Annotated in this window: 18 protein-coding genes; 6 read left to right on the forward strand and 12 right to left on the reverse strand. The window is 64.7% G+C overall.

Annotation, left to right across the window (positions count from 1 at the left end; translation table 11 throughout):
* Positions 1–26 precede the first annotated feature (26 nt).
* Positions 27–2,165 carry an MFS transporter gene (locus tag CH291_RS08345; RefSeq protein ID WP_094687190.1) on the reverse strand — a complete coding sequence of 713 codons (2,139 nt, stop codon included), beginning with the start codon at positions 2,163–2,165 and terminating at the stop codon, positions 27–29.
* A gap of 138 nt (positions 2,166–2,303) precedes the next feature.
* On the opposite strand from CH291_RS08345, the gene CH291_RS08350 reads away from it, so the two are divergent.
* The gene (locus tag CH291_RS08350) at positions 2,304–2,966 is read left to right on the forward strand and encodes a TetR/AcrR family transcriptional regulator (RefSeq protein ID WP_179276481.1); all 663 of its coding nucleotides are present in this window, start codon (positions 2,304–2,306) and stop codon (positions 2,964–2,966) included.
* Between the two features lie 82 nt (positions 2,967–3,048).
* On the opposite strand, the gene CH291_RS08355 is transcribed toward CH291_RS08350, so the two are convergent.
* Both CH291_RS08355 and CH291_RS08360 read right to left on the reverse strand, forming a co-directional pair.
* The gene (locus tag CH291_RS08355) at positions 3,049–3,705 is read right to left on the reverse strand and encodes a hypothetical protein (RefSeq protein WP_037194795.1); all 657 of its coding nucleotides are present in this window, start codon (positions 3,703–3,705) and stop codon (positions 3,049–3,051) included.
* A 66-nt stretch (positions 3,706–3,771) separates the two neighbouring features.
* Complete coding sequence (locus tag CH291_RS08360; RefSeq protein ID WP_068048706.1) at positions 3,772–4,497, reverse strand: DUF6319 family protein; 726 nt, start codon at positions 4,495–4,497, stop codon at positions 3,772–3,774.
* A 397-nt stretch (positions 4,498–4,894) separates the two neighbouring features.
* On the opposite strand from CH291_RS08360, the gene CH291_RS08365 reads away from it, so the two are divergent.
* Genes CH291_RS08365 through CH291_RS08375 form a run of 3 tightly spaced genes read left to right on the forward strand, consistent with a single transcriptional unit; the run spans position 4,895 to position 9,640 of the window.
* Positions 4,895–7,192 (forward strand): glycerol-3-phosphate 1-O-acyltransferase, encoded by a 2,298-nt coding sequence (locus tag CH291_RS08365; protein WP_094640564.1) that lies wholly within the window; start codon positions 4,895–4,897, stop codon positions 7,190–7,192.
* The gene (locus CH291_RS08370) at positions 7,189–8,616 is read left to right on the forward strand and encodes an HAD-IB family hydrolase (RefSeq protein WP_094687192.1); all 1,428 of its coding nucleotides are present in this window, start codon (positions 7,189–7,191) and stop codon (positions 8,614–8,616) included. The genes CH291_RS08365 and CH291_RS08370 overlap by 4 nt, the downstream gene beginning before the upstream one ends.
* On the forward strand, positions 8,609–9,640 hold the full coding sequence (locus tag CH291_RS08375; RefSeq protein WP_068048696.1) for an adenylate/guanylate cyclase domain-containing protein: 1,032 nt from the start codon (positions 8,609–8,611) through the stop codon (positions 9,638–9,640). Before CH291_RS08370 ends, CH291_RS08375 begins: the two co-directional genes overlap by 8 nt.
* Here the strand turns inward: CH291_RS08375 and CH291_RS08380 are convergent.
* From CH291_RS08380 to CH291_RS08415, 8 genes are read right to left on the reverse strand one after another with little or no spacing between them, the layout of a single operon-like run.
* A complete protein-coding gene (locus tag CH291_RS08380) occupies positions 9,622–10,683 on the reverse strand; it encodes an MSMEG_0565 family glycosyltransferase (RefSeq protein WP_094687193.1) in 1,062 nt (353 codons plus the stop codon). The two genes, CH291_RS08375 and CH291_RS08380, sit on opposite strands and share 19 nt — an antisense overlap.
* Positions 10,680–11,531, reverse strand: coding sequence for a carbon-nitrogen hydrolase family protein (locus CH291_RS08385; protein ID WP_094687194.1), 852 nt, complete (start codon positions 11,529–11,531; stop codon positions 10,680–10,682). The genes CH291_RS08380 and CH291_RS08385 overlap by 4 nt, the downstream gene beginning before the upstream one ends.
* Before the next feature lie 7 nt (positions 11,532–11,538).
* Positions 11,539–12,849: an MSMEG_0569 family flavin-dependent oxidoreductase gene (locus CH291_RS08390; RefSeq protein ID WP_094687195.1), complete on the reverse strand. Its 1,311-nt coding sequence runs from the start codon at positions 12,847–12,849 to the stop codon at positions 11,539–11,541.
* Complete coding sequence (locus CH291_RS08395) at positions 12,846–13,136, reverse strand: MSMEG_0570 family nitrogen starvation response protein (RefSeq protein WP_094687196.1); 291 nt, start codon at positions 13,134–13,136, stop codon at positions 12,846–12,848. The genes CH291_RS08390 and CH291_RS08395 overlap by 4 nt, the downstream gene beginning before the upstream one ends.
* Positions 13,129–14,022, reverse strand: a complete 894-nt coding sequence (locus CH291_RS08400; protein ID WP_094687197.1) for a carbon-nitrogen hydrolase family protein — start codon at positions 14,020–14,022, stop codon at positions 13,129–13,131. Before CH291_RS08400 ends, CH291_RS08395 begins: the two co-directional genes overlap by 8 nt.
* On the reverse strand, positions 14,019–15,434 hold the full coding sequence (locus CH291_RS08405; protein WP_094687299.1) for an MSMEG_0567/sll0787 family protein: 1,416 nt from the start codon (positions 15,432–15,434) through the stop codon (positions 14,019–14,021). The genes CH291_RS08400 and CH291_RS08405 overlap by 4 nt, the downstream gene beginning before the upstream one ends.
* Position 15,435: 1 nt before the next feature.
* The gene (locus CH291_RS08410) at positions 15,436–16,491 is read right to left on the reverse strand and encodes an MSMEG_0568 family radical SAM protein (RefSeq protein ID WP_094669331.1); all 1,056 of its coding nucleotides are present in this window, start codon (positions 16,489–16,491) and stop codon (positions 15,436–15,438) included.
* Positions 16,492–16,499: 8 nt separating this feature from the next.
* Positions 16,500–17,024: an MSMEG_0572/Sll0783 family nitrogen starvation response protein gene (locus CH291_RS08415; RefSeq protein ID WP_068048684.1), complete on the reverse strand. Its 525-nt coding sequence runs from the start codon at positions 17,022–17,024 to the stop codon at positions 16,500–16,502.
* Positions 17,025–17,274: 250 nt separating this feature from the next.
* Between CH291_RS08415 and CH291_RS08420 the strand changes: the two genes are divergently transcribed.
* The gene (locus CH291_RS08420; RefSeq protein WP_068048682.1) at positions 17,275–17,655 is read left to right on the forward strand and encodes a hypothetical protein; all 381 of its coding nucleotides are present in this window, start codon (positions 17,275–17,277) and stop codon (positions 17,653–17,655) included.
* Positions 17,648–18,052: a hypothetical protein gene (locus tag CH291_RS08425; protein WP_094669329.1), complete on the forward strand. Its 405-nt coding sequence runs from the start codon at positions 17,648–17,650 to the stop codon at positions 18,050–18,052. Before CH291_RS08420 ends, CH291_RS08425 begins: the two co-directional genes overlap by 8 nt.
* A 159-nt stretch (positions 18,053–18,211) precedes the next feature.
* Here the strand turns inward: CH291_RS08425 and CH291_RS08430 are convergent, their stop codons facing one another.
* Positions 18,212–18,640 carry a type II toxin-antitoxin system Rv0910 family toxin gene (locus CH291_RS08430; RefSeq protein ID WP_032396781.1) on the reverse strand — a complete coding sequence of 143 codons (429 nt, stop codon included), beginning with the start codon at positions 18,638–18,640 and terminating at the stop codon, positions 18,212–18,214.
* Positions 18,641–18,687 lie beyond the last annotated feature (47 nt).

The raw sequence follows: 18,687 nt of genomic DNA on the forward strand, positions 1-18,687 counted from the left end.
GGCGGGGTTGGGCGGGCGGGGTGCGACTACAGCGGCATTGCCCACATGGAGCTCGAGCGTTCCTTGAATGCCGTGCAGTTGGCGTGTTGTTTACTGGCCCGCTGGTAGAAGGTCTGCAGCGGCTCGGTGGGTTCGGGCGGCTGCGGTGTGGGCGCAACCGGCAGGTCGCTGAGTTCGAGCGCTGCGTCGAGAGCTTCCTCGGCCTCGACGCGTCGGGTGCGCGCCAGGTTGGACAGGGCGAGCTGATGGATCGTCACGCGGTCGCCGGACTTGCTGTCCACCGTGGCCTGTCGGGCGACGGAGGCGTCGAACTCGTACACCTTCGAGGCCAGCTGATAGATGCTGGGACGCTCGAGCTCGGCGTCCACCAGAGCCGGCTCGGCCACGGTGCGCGCAGGTGTCGGTGCGGTCTCCTCCGCGGTTCGCAACGCGTGCCGTGCGCCGGAATTCTGGGGCTTCGCCGACGGCCGCTCCAGTAGTTGCTCGAGCTCTGCAACCTCACGATCGGCTACCGGGTCCTTTGCCGGCGGCGCGACGAAGGGCACGATCGGCTCGAACTCGATCTTCTCCGACGACGTCGCCGCAGTCGCATTCTTGGACGGAATGAGCAGCGCGACGATCACCGTGCCGACGCCGAACACGACGGCGGCAACAACACTCGTGTGCACCACTGCGTCACCGAACGCCGCGACGGCATTGGCCTCCAGATTGTCGGCGAACCCACTGAGAAATGCGTTCTGGTCACGGATGACGTCGGAGACGATCACCGCACCGGCCAACGAATCCTGCGATGCCGCAAGCCCTTCCGCCGCCTGCCCGGTGTACTGGCCGTTCGGTTGCTTGCCGGGGAAGGTCTGCAGGAATCCTTCGATGCCCTGGCGGTAGGACGCGGCGAGCACCGATCCGAGCACAGCGATACCGAGCGATCCGCCGAGTTCGAGGGCGGTGTCGTTGAGGCCGCCGCCCACTCCGAGCTTGCTGTCCGGGAACTCGCCCATGATGGAGTCGGTGCAGGGCGAGACGGACAGTCCGATTGCCAGACCGAGCAGCGTCAGCACCGGAAGGAAGTCGGAATACGTTGCGGTCGAGTCGATCCCAATGAGCGAGATGACCGACAGCGTTCCCACGATCATGCCCGCGGTGACGGTGACGCGCGGTCCCAGCTTCGGCGTGAGCCACATCGTGATTCCGGATCCGACGAAGACCGCACCGGCCAACGGCAAGAGGTGAACGCCGGTGGACACCGGACCGTAGCCGAGAGCGAACTGCAGATACTGGGCGACGAAGTAGATGGCGCCGAAGGTGACGAGGAAGAAGATCAGCACCGCGAGGGTGGCCCCGCTGAGGATGCGGGAAGAGAACATCCGGACGTCGAGCAACGGATTGGGATGCCGCAGTTCCCATCCCACGAAGCCGAGGACCGACAGCAACCCGACGAGCGCGAAGTACAGCGGCCCGACCGTCCAGCCGAAGTGCATCCCCTCGATGATGGCGTACACGATGGTCGACACGGCCAGCACCGACAGCAGTCCACCGATCCAGTCGATCGCACCCGGGTCGACGGCCCGTGACGGCGGGACCAGCACGACGGCACCGACGATGGCGGCCAGCGCGATCGGAACATTGATCAGGAACGTCGAGTGCCAGGTGAAGCTCTCGAGAAGCCAGCCCGCCAACAGCGGCCCGGCCGCGATCGCGAGTCCCGAGGTTGCCGCCCACACGGTGACAGCGGTGGCGCGCTCCCGCTTGGGGAAGGTGGCGACCAACAGCGACAGTGTGGCGGGCATGACGATGGCTGCGGCGACACCCATGACGATGCGGGCCAGGATCACCCCGAGGGTGGCATCGGTGAGTGCCCCGGCCACAGATCCGGCGACGAAGATGATCAGGCCGAGAATCAGAGCGCCGCGGCGGCTGTAGCGATCTCCGATCACCCCGCACAGCAACATCAACGACGCGTAGGGGACGGTGTAGCCGTCGATCACCCATTGCAGGTCGCTGCTCGTCAGACTCAGATCGAGTGTCATCGACGGTGCGGCGACCAACAGGGACGTATTGGCCATGACCACGATCAGCAGGCTCAGGCACAACACCACCAGCGCCGACCAGCGTCGTGGGTACGGTTTGTGCATATCTTGGACAGGCGTCATCGCAAGCAGTGTCATCGTGTGTTCCCCCCCGTTGGCAAAGTGCGAGACACACCTTGCACAGTGCTGTGCAGCTTAGGAAGCGTCGACTAGGATCGGCAATCTTTTGTGGCGGCAACCACACTCCCCGCCCGCGATCGTGCTAGATGTTGTCCTGTGCGTAAGACGACGGAGTCGAGTTCGATTGCACGGGACGCAGCTGCGCCGCCCGTGCAACGACGTGACGCCCGATCCAATCGAGCGCGAATTCTGCACGTTGCACAGGGGGTACTGGCGAACAATCCCGATGCGACGATCAACGACGTCGCCGCCGCTGCGGGAGTGGTCCGGCGAACCGTGTACGCCCACTTCGCCTCTCGCGAAGCGTTGATCGACGGTATCGCCGTGGAAGCAGCGGAACGAATTTCGGCTGCGTTGACCCGCGTTCCTGCCGCAGACGAATCGGCGGTGACGGTGTTCGTTCGGCAGACACTGGCCCTGGCACGCGTCGGAGATCAGTACCGGCTGTTACTCGCGGTCGCACGGTCCGATCTGGGACACAACAGCATTCACGATCTACTGACTCCGATGCGCGAGTCGGCCGCCGCGGTCATCCGACGGGGACAGCGCGAGGGTGTGTTCTCCTCGTACCTCGCCGCCGAAGTGCTGATTCTCAATATCGAGGCCATTGCGCTGTCGATCCTCGACGCCACCAACGCCGGATTGATCGGCGATCCGGCCGGAGCGGCGACGACGTCGAGCCTGGTGCTGCTGGGAATCGCGCCGGACGACGCGGAACGCATAGTCGCAGATGTTCGGTCGTCCGCCCGCGCCCGCTGAGAGCAGTACCGACCCCACGCACGACGAAGGCCCCGTCGCAGTGTGTTGTGCGAACGGGGCCTTCGGCCGAAAACGGGTGGATCTAGGGAGCCGGGACGAATCCTGCGCCGAGTCCGTTGCCCTGATCGACGTTGCGGAGTATCGCGTCGAAGTTGGTGCCGACCTCGGGTCCGAAGCACGCCACGCCGAGGTAGGCATTGACCATGCCGACGAGGGTGTTGCCGACGACGACCGGGCTGCCCGAGTCACCTTCGACGACACACAGCTGCGCCCAGGTCTCCTGCGACTGCAAGACGTCGCCGTACGCGAGTCCGCAGGTGTTGCCGGTGGTACGGCCTTCCTTGCAGACGATGTTCGGGAATGCCGTCGGCGGACCGACCTGCGAGATGGTCACGTTGCCGACGCGGTTGATCGGTGCGACCTTGTCACGCTGGAATTCGATGAGGGCGTAGTCGTATTCCGGGTTGGAGAACGCGATGCGGCCGACCTCACCGAGGGAGGTGTCGTACTCGGGGACGATGGAGGCGCCCGCTTGGCCACAGTGACCGGCGGTGAAGCCGACCAGGTTTCCGTTGCGGTCGTTACCGATCGTCGTCAGCGTGCACTCGGCCGCGCCTCCGACGATGATTCCCGAGCCGCCGCCGAGAGCAGCTGGAGTGGCCGCGGATGCGGACCCCACGCCGACGCTGGCTACGATTGCAGCCGCCCCCACGACGACGAGCATGAATTTCTTGAACATGTACTCCCTCTCAGCGGTGTCGGCAGAACCCTAGCAACAACAGGTGTACGAACACGAGCGAGTCGTTCATACGTCCTGCTCGAGGGCGGCAAGCGTCGTGCGCGCCTCCTCGAGTTGACGGCTCAGTTCTGCAACGCGTCGGGCGGCTTCCTCGCGCGCGTGGGAGATGACTGCCTCGACTGCGTCGCGTGCAGTGGGGTCGCCCAACTCCCGAACAGCGCGGCTCACCGACTCGGGGCTCACCGGTTGCGATTTGGTGGGCCGCTTCGCCCCCTGGGTGACCGTGACGGACCAATCGTTGTCGGCCCCCGCATGAATGGTGACGCTGACGCCGCCCGGTGCCTTCTTGGCTCGACGGGGAGCCGGACTCGGCGGTTGCACGGCCTTGGGGCGTTCCGCCACCGTCTTGGGCTGTGCCGGCTCCGCGTCGGGCCGAACCGCTACGGGTTTGGGCTGCAACGGCTCGGCGCTCCTTGCCGGCGTCGCCTGAGGCGGTGCCACCTTCTTCGCGGGCACGCGCTTGGCCGGCGCAGGCGGAGTTGCCGCGTTGCGAGTGATGCGCAGTTCCTCTGCCTCGTAGGGCAATTCGTCGTTGACACCCTTCGGGCTGATGGTGACCGTGGTGCCGTCGATCGACACGACCTTCGCCGACGTCCCCTCGGGCAGGCCCAGACTCGGGTTGGGTTCACGAAGATAGACGGTGGCCCGACGCCCCTCGGCGAGCGCCGCGGCCAGAGCCGTCAGATTCTCGGGAGTCAACGAATCGTTCACGGCGCGCCCACGGGGTGGCATCGACTACCGGCCTTTCTCGAAAGTGTTTGCGAATACTGTCGCACACTTGCAGGTGAGATGCGGCCGGGGCAGCACAGGGCGCGTCGGATCGGCGTATCGAGAGGAGGTTATCCGTTAATCCAAGTAACTGTAACCACAAGTAACTGTAACTTGGATTAACACTTAGAATTGGTTGGCCGAGAAGGCCGATGTCTCTCACTGTATACGACAGCCGCCCGGCGCACCGCGCGCGCACTCAGAGGTGCCATCGGCCCCACCAGGGTACCGGCGAGTAGCCGCGCGACTCCCGGGCGAGATCGGTGTCCCGGAACCACCTCACCGAACCGCCCTCGCACACGGTTTCTGCCGCGTAGCCTGGCGGCGTGCCTCCTTGCGAAGGTACGGAACAGGAGTCTCGATGTACCACCTCGACGCGGACGAACAGTCGCTCAGCGACGGTCCGCACGTGTATTTGCTCGACGCCAAATCCACCCTCGAGGTTCAGGCTCTGAATCAGTGGATCGACGCCACCACGCCGGACGGCGAACCGCGACCACCCTCGGTGGTGCTCTCCGGTGAGGCGAAAACGTCACTCTCGGACAGTGTTCGCGGCTACGCCGACGATCCGCTGCTGATCCCGCTGCGGGTGACTCTGTCCGATCGCAAGAGCGGCATTCTGCACCGAATCTTCGCGCCCCGTGGTCGGTCCAAGCCAACGCAGGTGTGGCAGCGATGGGTGGCAGGCGACGACCCGGACCACTCCGCGGTGTTGGTCGGCGAGCCCGCGACTCTCAGTGATCTGCAGGATCGGTTCGAGCGCGGCGGCGGCACGTCCCTGTCATCGTTCATTCTTCGTCAGGCCAGTCTGGCGCTGGACAAGGCCGAGCGCGGCGTCATCGGCTCCGAGTACAAGATCCCGCGATTCGTCGTCGAGGACATGACGGAACAGAAGAAGTTCCGGGACGGAATCACCGAACTCGCCGAGGAGGTCGGCCAGGATCGCGACGCCGTCGACACCCGCGTCCAGGAGATCCTCGGTGAGATGGTCGCAACCGAGACCCGCCGCGCGGTCGAGATGTGGGGAACCCTCGGGGCGTACTTCTCCCGGGCGTACAAGGTCGACGTGGACCGTGATCAGTTGCAGAAGGTACGCGAACTCAACAAGAACTATCCGCTGGTGTTCCTGCCCAACCACCGTTCCTATCTCGACCCGCTCGTACTGCGTCCTGCCCTGCTGGCCGAAGGCCTGCCGCTCAACCACGTCATGGGCGGCATCAACGTCGGCTTCTGGCCGCTGGGCCCGATCGCCAAACGCAGTGGCGTCGTGCTCATCCAGCGCAAGTTCTCCGACGCGATCTACAAGTGGACGCTGCGTCAGTACATGAGCTTCCTGCTGAGCAAGCGGTTCAACCTCGAGTGGTACATCGAGGGCGGCCGTAGCCGCACCGGGAAGCTCCGCCCGCCACGGTTCGGCCTGCTGACCTATCTGGTGGACGCACTCGAGACCAGCGATGCGGAGGACGTGTACCTGGTTCCGACGTCCATCACCTACGACCGGCTGCACGAGGTCGGTGCGATGGCCGAGGAATCGCACGGCGCGAAGAAGCAGGCCGAGGGCATTCGGATGGCCATCGGGTACATCCGCGCGCAGGGCACGTTGCGCGGCAACGTGTACCTGAACTTCGGCGAGCCGATGTCGGTGGCGTCGATCGTCGCCGAGAACTCCGACAAGCGGGTGGCGGTGCAGAAGATCGCGCTCGGTGTATCCCATGCGATCAACGACGCGACTCCGGTGACGCCCGCGGCGCTGGTCACCATGGCCCTGCTCGGCATCGAGGATCGCGCCCTCAACGTCAACGAGATGTGGGCCATCATCGCCCCGCTCGCCCGCTACATCAAGCGCCGCAACCTGCCCACCGCGGGCGGCGTGGACATCGCCGACGTCGACGTCGTGCGCTCGGCCGTCATCGCACAGGTCAACGCCAACGTCGTCAAGCGTTTCGACGACGGTCCCGAGCCCCTGTTCTACCTGGCTCAGGACAAGCATCTGGTCGCAGCGTTCTTCCGCAACAACGCAATCCACTTCTTCGTCATGCGCGCCATCGGCGAGTTGGTCGTGCTGCCGACCAGCGGCGATTCGACGCCACTGACCCAGGAGTCGCTGTGGCAGTCGGCACTGCAGTTACGCGATCTGCTCAAGTTCGAGTTCTTCTTCGGCGACAAGAAGGACTTCGGCGAGCGGCTCGAATCCGAGGTCGATCTCATCGACCCGGACTGGCGCGCCAACATCAGCGATCCAGATTATGCTGCGCGACAACTGCAGTCGCAGGATCTGCATCTGGCGCACCGCGTGCTGCAGCCGATCTTCGAGGCGTACCAGGTGGTTGCCGATCAGCTGATGTTGCTGCCGCAGAGCGGTGAGTTCGACAAGGCGAAGTTCATCACGGAATGCCTCGGTGCAGCTCAAGCCAGACGACTTCGTCAGCAGCTCGATCACAGCGAGTCGATCTCCGGCGAATTGTTCGATACAGCATTGCAATTGGCCGAGAATCGCGATCTGGTCGATTCCACGTCCGACGGTATCGCGCGCCGCAGGCGGGACTTCGCGCTCGAGATCGACGAGTGGGCACGCAAGGTGCGTACGATCCGCGACATGGCCCACCGCATGCTGCGCGAGGTAGAACCGATCTCGGCCCCCGAGGAGAACAATTCATGACCGAGTTCGACGATCGACTGATTGCGATCGCCGCCGCTCCACCCGGCCGGGACACCGTTGCGTTCTTCGATCTGGACGGCACGCTGATCAACGGATTCTCGGCCCGTGCAGTATTTCTCGAACGACTCAAGACTCTCGACGTGACGGTCAAGGAACTGTGGGAGATATCGAGTGCCGTCGTCGAGATGCGGATGCGCAACTCCCCGGTCGACAACCTGATGGGCAAGGCCGTCCGGGGCCTGGAGGGCCGTCGGGAAGACGATCTGATGGAACAGGCAGACACGCTGTTCCGCAACGAGATCGCGCCGATGATCTACCCACAAGCCCGCATCCTTGTCGAAGCACACCGTCACGCCGGTCATCGACTGGTGATGGCCACCTCGGCCACGCCGTACCAGGCGCTGCCCGTACAGCAGGACATGATGTTCGAGACACTGCTGTGCACCACCCCGGTGGTCACCGACGGCATCCTGACCGGGGAGCTGGTCGGCGATTCGCTGTGGGGCCCACGTAAGGCCAAGGCCGCGATCGGCTACGCCGAACGTGAGGGAATCGCTCTCGCCGGCTGCTTCGCCTACTCCAACGGCGGTGAGGACATTCCACTGCTCGAGGCCGTCGGCCGTCCCGTCGCCCTCAACCCGGATCCCGAACTGCAGCGCTACGCCGCCAAGAAGAAGTGGCCGTCGCTCACGTTGGAGAGCCCCAAGCGCGGCACCGATCTGACCTCGGCCGTGCGCAGCACCGCAGCTCTGGGGTCGGTGCTGGCCAGCGCATCGATCGGCCTCGGCCTCGGGTTACTGACGCGCAGCAGGCGCAACGGAGCGAACATCACCAGCACCATTGCGCCGGACATCGCTCTGACCATTGCCGGAGTCAAGCTCGACGTGACCGGCACCGAGAACGCGTGGTCGGCGCGACCTGCCGTGTTCATGTTCAACCATCAGAGCACTGCCGACTCGATCATCGTCACCTCCATTCTTCGACGCGACATCACCGCGGTCGCCAAACGAGAACTCGAACGCGACCCACGATTCGCACTGCTGGGCAGAATTTTCGACGTCGCCTACGTCGATCGTGGTGATCCCTCTCAGGCGCGCGAGGCGATGCGCCCGGCCATAGAGAAATTGCACAATGGCATTTCCGTCGCCATCGCGCCCGAGGGCACGCGGATGCCGACGTCGCGTCTCGGCCGATTCAAGAAGGGCGGCTTCCACCTGGCGATGCAGGCCGGAGTGCCCATCGTTCCCATCGTCATCCACAACGCGGGTGACGTGATGTGGAAAAAGGATTTCACCGTCCATTCCGGTACCGTCAAGGTCACCATCGGCGAGCCCATTCCCACCACGGACTGGGAGCCCGACAAGATCGACGCGTACGTGGACGATGTCCGTTCCTATTTCGACAGAACGTTGGGATATGCCTGAGAACCAGATCAACTCGGTGGTGCAAGCGGAGATCGAACGCAATCTTCTGGGGGGCACTCCGAAGTACACCCGGTCCGACATCGTCGACAGGTCGGGGTTGCCGCTCGAACGGGTCATCGCGCTGTGGATCGGCATGGGCTTTCCCATCCACACCGATACCGAGGCCGTCGTCTACACCGATGCGGACCTCGAGGCACTGAAGTTGATCACCGGGCTCACCGAGCAGAAAGTCATCAAGCCCGAGATGGAGGTGGCGATCGCACGCACTCTCGGCCAGTCGATGTCCAGACTCGCGGAATGGCAAGTGGGCGTGGTGAACTCTCACATCCTCGAGCGCATCACCAGCAGCGACGAGGACCAGAACGACATCGACACCATCCGGCACAACGCCAGGGATATCGCTGCCGAGACGGTCCCCACCCTCGAAGCGCTCCAGGCGTACACCTGGCGACGGCACTTGGCCGCGGCGGCCGGACGGTCCATCGCCGCTCCCGACGACGCCACCGACAGCCCCGTCATGGCCGTCGGCTTCGCGGACATGGTCGGCTACACCAGCCTGACGCGTCGACTCGACATCGGCGAACTGACCACGCTCCTCGAGGAGTTCGAGTCTCTCGCCACCAATATCATTGCGCGCGGGCGTGGTTCGGTGATCAAGAACGTCGGCGACGAGGTGATGTTCAGCGCCCAGACTCCCGAGGACGCCGCCCACATCGCTCTCGATCTGCAGGACGCCTTCGCCGAGCAGGAAGACATGCCGGACCTGCGGGTCGGGCTGGCCTGGGGTCCGGTTCTCGCCCGTTACGGTGATCTGTACGGGTCGGTGGTCAACATCGCTGCGCGCCTGACCAGTTCGGCCAATCCGGGAACGACTCTCGTCGACACCGTCATGACCGAGGAACTGCGTCACGACTCCGAGTTCTACCTCAAATCGATTCGCTCACTACGGGTCAAGGGTTTCCACAAGCTCAAGCCCCATCGGCTCAAGCGCAACAAGCGCAGCGGTCACCGGAGCGAGGAGTAGAACTCCAGATGTTTACGCGCGGCCTCGTCCCACGTGAGGCTGTGCGCCAGCGTCAGGCCCGGTAGCGGATCCTGCGGTTCCCGCACGGCACGTTCGAGCTCGGCTGCCATGGTCTGCGCCGAGGACGCGTAGGTGACGCTGTTGCCGAACACTTCTCGCAGTACCGGCAGATCTCGCGCGACGACGGGGGTCGACGCCGCGAGTGCTTCCATGGCGGCCAGTCCGAAGCCCTCCTTGGTCGAGAAGAACGGCAGCACAGCAGCCTGTGCCACGAGGTGCGGCAGCTCGTCGTCGTCGACGGTACCGAGTATCACCGGTTCGATACCGAGTTCGGCTGCGCGGCGGTCGAATTCGGCGCGATAGTCGCGATAGTCGAACAGCGTCTCGCCGCCGGCGAAGACCAATCGCAGGTCGTGCGCCCGCAGCCGGGCGAAGGCGTCGAGTAGATCCAGGCTGCCTTTGCGCGGTTCGATACCTCCCACGGCGAGCACGTATCGGCCGAGCTTCCCGCGCCAGTGCGATCGGTCCGATTGCGCCGCTGCGGTGAACCTCTCGGCGTCAACGCCGTTGGGGATGACCGTGGGCTCGAATCCCCATCCGCGGCGAACGTCGCTCGCCACCGCCGCCGACACGCAGATGCGCGCGTACGGGGCGGTGATCGCGCGTTCGTGGCACGCGGCCAGCTCGGGCGTGGTGAACTCGTCCAGATGATGGATGGTCCTGATGCAGCGGCCGACGGCATTGGCGGAGATGCAGTCCTGCGCATGGACGATTTCGTACTCCTCCGGTGTGAACGCCTGCCGCAGAACATCTATCGACCGCAGAATTCGTTCTCCGACGTTCTCCCCTTCCCGGTGCTCGAACGGGACCATTCTGATGTCGACGGCGGGGTCCACGTCACGAAAGAACGTACTGTCGCCACCGCGGCCGAGGGACCACACCGACACGTCCTGCCCGGCGCGCGCCAGCGCCTCGGCCAGCGCCAGTGTGTGCACCACTCCGCCGCGCGGCTTGGACGAGTAGGTCGACAAACTGATCTTCACTGACCCGGTTTCTCCTGCAACAGATTCGGATACGCATCCACCCGACGCTCGGCCAAGTGATGCAGCCCCCGGCGCGCTCGGTCGACCTCGGCGTCGACATCGATCTCGTGCACCGCAAGGCCTCCTTTGGACCAGGTCCGAGCCAATACGTCGCCACCGGGGCCGACGATCTTCGCCTGCCCGAGAAAGCGCAGCGAACCCATCACTCCGGTTTGATTGGACGAGACCAGCACCACCTGATTCTCGGCCGCGCGGGCAGCGTCGTACAGATCGAACAGACGGGACTGCCGATCGTTCGGAAGAGAAGACGCTCGATCCGTGACGCTGGCAGGCCACGCAGACAGGGCCGCAATGATTCTCGCGCCGTCGAGCGCCAACGTCCGCGCCGACTCCGGGAACGTCTTGTCGTAGTCGATCAACATGCCCATCCGCCCCACCGGGGTGTCGAAAGCCTCGAAGTGGTCACCGGCCGCATAGGCGAGCGACTCCCCGAGCGGCTGGTGCACCTTGCGGTGACTACCCAGGATGCCGTCTCCGGTCAGACAGGCGGCAGCGTTGTACCGCAGTCCTTTCGACAGCTCGGTGTACCCGATGCAGATCGTCATGCTACCGGCCGCCGCGATGATCGCCGCCAGTTCCGGACCGTCGGGATCGAGGGTGGGCGGCAGTTCCGCGGGATCCGGATTGCTCAGACTGTTGATGTAGCCCCCGAGGGACGCGTCGGGCAGCACCAGGAGATCGATGCCTTCTCGGGCCGCACTGGAGATGATCGTGGTGATCTTCAGTACGGCTCGGTCGACGTCTCTCCCGAAATGCGCTGCCAGCGCGCCGATCTTGATGGGGGCCACGAGAAGCTCAGACCATCTGACTCTGGGGCTGCGCCGAGCTCTGAGACTGCGTAGCGTTTCGAGACTGCGCGGCACTGATCTCGAGGCCGATCTGATCGGCGAGGAACTGCGCGTCCCGGGCCACCGAGGCGAAGCGTCCCGAACCCCAGGTGTGCTGCCACGGCAGACCCAGGAAGTACAGGCCGGACACCGAGGTGACGCCGCGGTTGTGCGTCGGGTGGCCCTCGCCGTCGAACGCGCCGACCTTCAGCCAGCGATAGTCGGTACGGAAGCCGACGGACCAGACGACGGCCTTGATATCGGCGGCGGCGAGGTCGAGTTCGGTGGTCTCGGTCTCCGGACGCCACACCGGAACGTAACGCTCCTCGGTCGGCGCGCTGATTCCCTCGCGCTCGATGTAGGCGTCGATGTTGTCCTTGATGCTCTCGGCCACGCGGTCCGCAGCGTCGAGGGAGGCCTCGAGGGTGGGCGCGAACTGCAGAACGCCGTCCTCGACTCCCAGTAGGCGGCCGTAGAGTTTCATGCCCTCGGTGGCGAATGCGCGCAGGTCGATGTCTCGACCACCGTCACGTCCGGTGACGTAGTGGTTCGTGTTCTCGCGTTTGCCGACGCCGCCGGGTTGATCTTCGATGGAGACATCGTAAACCCCCATGTCGTGCAACCAGGCGACACAGTCGCGGCCGCGATAGAAGCGCGCGACGCGGGGAGCGGTGCCCGCCACCAGATGGACGCGGCGGCCGTCGAGGTGCAGGTCCTCGGCAATCTGGGCACCGGACTGGCCGGTGCCGACGACCAGCACGTCGCCGTCCGGGAACTGTTGTGACCCGCGGTATTCGGAGGAGTGGATCTGGACGATGTCACGGGGCAGCTTCTCGGCGAACCTTGGGATGGTGGGGATGTGGTACCCACCGACGGCGACGACGATCTGATCGGCATGCATGGGGCCGGCGGAAGTCTGGAGGTCGAAGCCACCCGCCACCGACTGGAGTGCCTGATCGACCGAAACGTGCTCTCGGACCGGTGCATCGAAGCTTTCCGCGTAGCGGCGTACGAAGGCGTACACCTCGTCACGCTGCATGAATCCGTCGGGATCGTCACCGTCGTAGGAGTACCCGGGGAGCGCGCACTGCCAGTTCGGAGTCACGAGGGTGAAGTTGTCCCAGCGGGAGTCCTTCCACTCGTGCGCGATCGTCTCGCGCTCCAACACGACATGGTCGATGCCACGCTGCGTCAGATGCCAGCTGATGGACAGGCCGGCCTGCCCGCCGCCGATGACGATCACGGGGTAGTTTTCTATTGCACTGTGATTCTCCGTCATAGCAATTCAGCTCCCGACATGTTCAGTACGCGAACGGCACCGGCCTCGTACGCGGCACTGACACCGTGAATCTCCTCCATCTGCTGCGCGGCCGAGGTGCACCGCATGCCGAACTTGGCGAGCACTCGATCGCTGGCGATCGTCAGCGCCTCCGACGTCCGCTTCACGAACTCTGCCACCGGGTAGTCCTCGCCGGGCGTCAGGTAGTCGTGCATCACCAGAGACGGCGAATAGCAGGACTGTTCGCGTCCGTCGGGCCATCGAACGAGGAACGACATCTCAGGCATGGATCGGCTCCTTCGTGATGGTCCGGTACACGGACGGTCGGCGATCACGAAGGTTGTACATGCCGCCGCCACGTGCTGCGCCGATGAGGGCAGCGACGTCGACGGTGGCCGTGGCCAAGCCCGGTTCGACGCCCGTACCGGCGAGAACCTCCCCGCCGGGCCCGACGATCTTTGCGCTGCAGACGAATCGGAGAGATCCGAAGGTACCTGCCTGATTGGCCGCGACCCAGATGATCTGATTCTCGAGAGCGCGGGCTCTGTCGTAGATGTCGAACCGCTGCTTCCAGCGGTCCTCTTCCATGTTTTCGACAGTGGCGGTGCGGGCCGTCGGCCAGGCCGAGATGGACGCAACGATCTCGGCACCGTCGAGGGCGAGTTCCCGTGCTGCCTCTGGGAATCCCTTGTCGTAGCAGATCTGCATCCCCATGCGGCCGATCGGAGTGTCGAAGGCGGAGTAGCTGTCTCCCGCGTCGTAGCAGAGGTTTTCACCCAGCGGCTGGTGCACCTTGCGGTACGAGCCGAGGATTCCACTGCCGTCGACGGTCACGGCGGCGTTGTAGCGGGTGTCGCCATCCTTCTCACAGAAGCCGAACGTGATGACGGTGTCGCCGGCCATGTCGATGACGCGTCTGATCTCCGGGCCGTCGAGTTCGAGGGCGGGCGGCAGGGCCTTCAGCCGACGCTGACGCGATTCCTCGGTCTCGTCTCCTCCGCCGAGACTCGGCAGGTAGCCGCCCAGGCACGCCTCGGGCAGGACGAGCAGTTGACTGCCGCGATTGCGCGCTTCCTCGAGCAACGCGGCGATGGTGGCGTAGCCCTGTTCCATGTCGCGCCCGAATTCGGCGGCGGCAACGGATATGGTGACGGGCTTCGGGTGGGTAGTCATGCTTCTCCCAATCCGGTCACGGTGGACGTGACCGCGCGAGTGGTGATTCCGTCGGGCCATCGCAGCGCGACGCCCTGAATGTCGGTGAGCTCTCCGCAGACTGCGGACAGTGCAGGTCCGGACGGCGCAGTGGGTGCACCGGGACGGTCCGCGGTGATCATCGCGAACCCTGGAAAACACGTGATCCATTCGCCCATCGACGCTGTGTCGGGCTTCGGTATCGAGGCGACGTCGAGTACTGCACCCGTCCCGCTCGCCTCGGCCAACATTCCGGTGGTGCCGGCCAGGCCTGCCATCGAGACGTCCTTGGCGGCTTTGGGCGCGGTTCGGGAAACGAACGTCGCCATGGCCGTCAGTTCGTCGGAGTTCCGACGAGACGACGAATCCCATTGCTGGCCATGGTATCCGCGTCGCCACTCGCCTTCGATGTCTGCGGTGAGCGTCAACCGATCGCCGACGCCACCGCCACCGGCCGGCACCGGTCGCGAGGTCCGGCCGAGTGCGGTGACCGACAGCGACGACGGCACCCCGGCCTGGGTGTGGCCACCGAGCACCGGAACCTGCCACGCTGCAGAGGCGTTGGCGAGACCTCGGATGATGCGGGTCAGCCGACTCTGCGTGGGTGCGCCGACTGAATCGAGCATGCCGACGGCTCCTGCTCCCATCGCCGAGAGGTCGTTCAGATTGACCAGCGCAGCACACCAGCCGGCCCACTCCGGGTCGCGATCGACCATCGACGGGATGATGGCATCGCACGCTGCGATCATGTCGCTGCCCGGTACCGGCACGCCGTCGTCGCCGCGAAAACCTTTGGCACCGAGCCCGAGTGGCTGCGCACGAAGGGGAGCGAGTACCCCGGCGAGCATCGCCTTGGTCGAGGAGACGAGCCGTTCGATCCGGTCGATCGGCCAGTACATCGCCACGTGCGGCGTGTTGGCCACCTCGACGTCGCCGCGGCGAATCCACCCGAGGCGATTGAACAGTTGCTCGTTGCTCTTCTGTACGGTCGCGTCGAAGCGAAGAACACCTCTGCTCTCGGCGTGAGCGCAGGCAGCCCGAACGAGGGCAGGCCCGACGCCGGAGGTGCGCGCCGAAGCAGCGACCACGAGCCGGCTTCCTGCCCACCACCCCAGATCCGTTGCGGTGCAGGGTGCCAGCCGTACTCCGCCGAGAACAGTGCCGTCCCGGTCGGTGGCGACCAGAACGACTGCTCGCGGATCGTCGTCCACGTCGTCGTGATCGGTGCCGGCGAACAAGCCCTGTTCGGCAACGAATGTCGCTCTCCGGAGTGCACGATAGGCGTCGAGCTCCGCTGTACTTCCGCACGGCTGGACTATGAACCCGGGCTCGACGACAGTGGTTGCAGTACCTGACAATCCGGCGAGGTCGCCCAGTTCCACGACACCGAACATGTCAGCCTCCCGCGTTCTGCAGAACGCTGCACGCACCGCATGCCGCGCAGCCTGCCTTCTGTTCGGTTCCGAGCATCGCCGCGGCCTGAAGCTCCTTGGCGACGCGTCGGGTGACGTTTTCGAGAACGTCTCGGCTCGGTGCCGTCGCTCGGTCGATGTCCACTGCCAACGTTCCGGCGAGCGGCCGGAACGGAACCACGAAGGGGTAGACCCCCATCTCGATCAGTTCTGCTGCGCCTGCGACCAATTCGTCGGGATCCTCACCGAGTCCCACCAGGATGTACGTCGAGACCTGATTGCGTCCGAAGACACGAACCGCTTCTTTCCACGCCGCGCGGTACTCGTCCATCGAGACCGAGGCCTTGCCCGGCATCCACCGGCGCCGAACGTCGTCGTCGAGAGATTCGACGTGGATGCCGATGGATTCGGCTCCGGCGTCGTACAGATCTTGGATCGTCTGCAGGTCGCCGGGAGGTTCGCACTGCACCTGGATCGGGAGCTGTGGAACCACCGCCTTGATGGCGCGCACGCATCGGGCCAAGTGGCGAGCACCGCGGTCCTTCGCGGCCGAGGTTCCCGTCGTCATGACCATCTGTGTGACGCCGTCGAGTCGCACCGCCGCCTCGGCCACCTCGGCCAACTGCGCCGGGGTCTTGACCGCGATGGTGTCGCCGGCCTCGAGCGAGGCCTCGATGGAGCAGAAGCGACACCGCTGGTCGGCGTCGTAGCGGATGCACGTCTGCACCACGGTCGTAGCGAGGACGCTGGAGCCGTGGAGCTTGGCGATCTTCTCGTAGGCGACGCCGTCGGCGGTGGCGAGGTCGTAGAACTTCGGGCGATCGACGGCCTGAACATCGAGTCCGATGTCGTTGCCGTCGAACAACACTCGACCCTCTTCGAGAACGTACGGGCTGAGCGGATTGCGGGGGATGGCTGCGCCGAGACCATCGATGCGGACATGTCCATCGTCACTCGGGCCTGCACCGGCAGTTCTGGACACCGGCGTTGCTCCTCGAATTCCGAGCAACGCCAGATCCACGCGTGTAGAGATGGACATGGGTGCCCCTAGACCATGTAGGTCGAATTGATGATGGCACCCTTGCGCGCGTAGTGGATCAACGCGTCCTGCACGTCCAGGGGATGGGCCGGGATGACGCCCTCGATGAGGTCCTCTTCGCGGCCACCGTGCAGTGCGAGCCCGAAGCGGCAGCAGAACACGGTGCCACCCTCGGCGATGAATGTCGCGAGCGAATCGTTGATGTTCTGCTCGCCCGGGAAGCCGGAGTCACCGGTCGTCGGAAAGCCCCGAGTGGCAAGGCAATTGATAGCGCCGGGGCCGTAGAAGTACATGGCCGACTCGAAGCCCTTGCGCAGAGCGCGGGTTGCCTGGAGCACAGCGACGAAGGAGACCGACGACTCGTGTGCGATGCCGTGCACCAGCGTGAAGTAGCTCTCGCCGTTCTCGGCCTTGTAGTCGGGGAAGATCTTGGTGGAGCCGTAGATGTTGCTGCCCTTGGGGAGTGAAGGGTGCGGGATCTCTTCGAGCGACTTCTTGATGTTCTCGGCGATGGCCTGGTCGATGTCTGACACGGGTGTCTCCTGAAGTTCGCAGAGCTGGCTGGATGGGGTGGACGCCTGTGGCCACCGTGGGAAGAAAGGTCATGTCCGGCGAGAGAGCAGATCCTCTGCGGGCATGGAACAAGTACAAGCCCCATCCATTTCCGATTGGTCACACCCGGAACAACGCCGTGTTTCGAGGGCCTCACAGTGTTGACGTGGCGTTACGCGGATAGTGTGGAGGTCGAACCACCCATCCACTCCGAACTTGACGAGGAACTCGATGATCGGCGCCGTCACCGGCTTGTTGTACGCGTTGTCCCTGGTCGTAGGCATCTGGGTGCTCGTGAAGCTCGCCATGAACCGACCGGTCCTGCTGAAGAACAAGTCCGATCGAGCCCTGTTCTGGACCATCGCTGCCACCGAGGCCGTCGTCGCGCTGCAGGCCGTCATCGGATTCGTCATGATGTTCACCTCGGATCGAGACATACACCGACTGACGTTCGGGTCCTACCTCGTCGGACTGCTGTTTCTGCTTCCGCTCGGGACGTGGTGGTCCCTGGGCGACCGCTCCCGCGGCGGCACCGCTGTCCTGCTCGTTGCCGTCCTCACCCTCGCGGCCATGGTGCTGCGCCTGAGCCAGATCTGGGCCGGATATGCCTGACAACCTCCAGCAAGCAACGCGCACCGGATTCGGGCGCTTCCTCATCGCCGTCTACGCCGTGTTCGCCGTCGCGGCGACAGCACGCTCGATCGTGCAGCTCACCACTCGATTCGACGACGCCCCGATCGCGTATCTGCTGTCGGCTTTCGCGGCGGTCGTCTACATCGTGGCCACGGTAGGACTGGCCCGAGCAACCGAGGCATCCCGACGCGTGGTGACGGTGTCCTGCATCATCGAACTCGTCGGAGTCATCGGCATCGGCACCCTGAGCTACATCCAGCCCCAGGACTTCCCGGAGCCGACGGTGTGGTCGCACTTCGGATCCGGTTACGTCTTCATCCCGGTGATACTTCCCATCGCGGGACTGTGGTGGTTGCGAAAGACTCGGCAGCGGTAGGGGTCTTCCGCAATTTTTGCTCCACTCGGACGGGTCGCACGCGGGGAACCTCTCGATCGAGGCCTTGAGTGGAGCATCCCATGCAGTCTCCAGCCCCGCACCGAAACATCGATGCGGGGCTGGAAGAGGTTGTCGTGCAGCTACTTCAGCAGAGACGTGTCAGCTCAACGCCGCCAGGTTCGCAACGGATTTCTTGACATCGGTGTCCAGTGCCCGCGCCACCACCGATCCCACCGGACCGAACAGCACACCCCCGCCGAACTTCGCATCGAGTGTCAGCTCCGAACCGCCCTCGGCCTCACGCACATGGACGGTCAGCGAGATCCGCACCCCGCCCTTGCCGCGGCCGGACATCTCGATCAGCTTCGGCTCGTCATACTCCGTGAAGGTCCAGTTGATCGTGTTCTTGAAGCCCTTCACCTTCACCAACGACTCCACCTCGGTGCCCTTGCCGACCTTCTTCGGCGGCGGGCTGCACCACCCACCGTGAATGGTCATCCACTCGTCGAACCGATCGAGCGCGGAAGCTTTGTCCCACGCGCCCTGCGGATTTTCGGGCATCTGTACCGAGACACTGATCGTCGCCATGTATTCGAGCCTGTCACAACTCCCCCGCATCTTCAGACGGCGGCCGT

This window comes from Rhodococcus sp. 14-1411-2a (assembly GCF_002259485.1).
GTDB lineage: Bacteria > Actinomycetota > Actinomycetes > Mycobacteriales > Mycobacteriaceae > Rhodococcoides.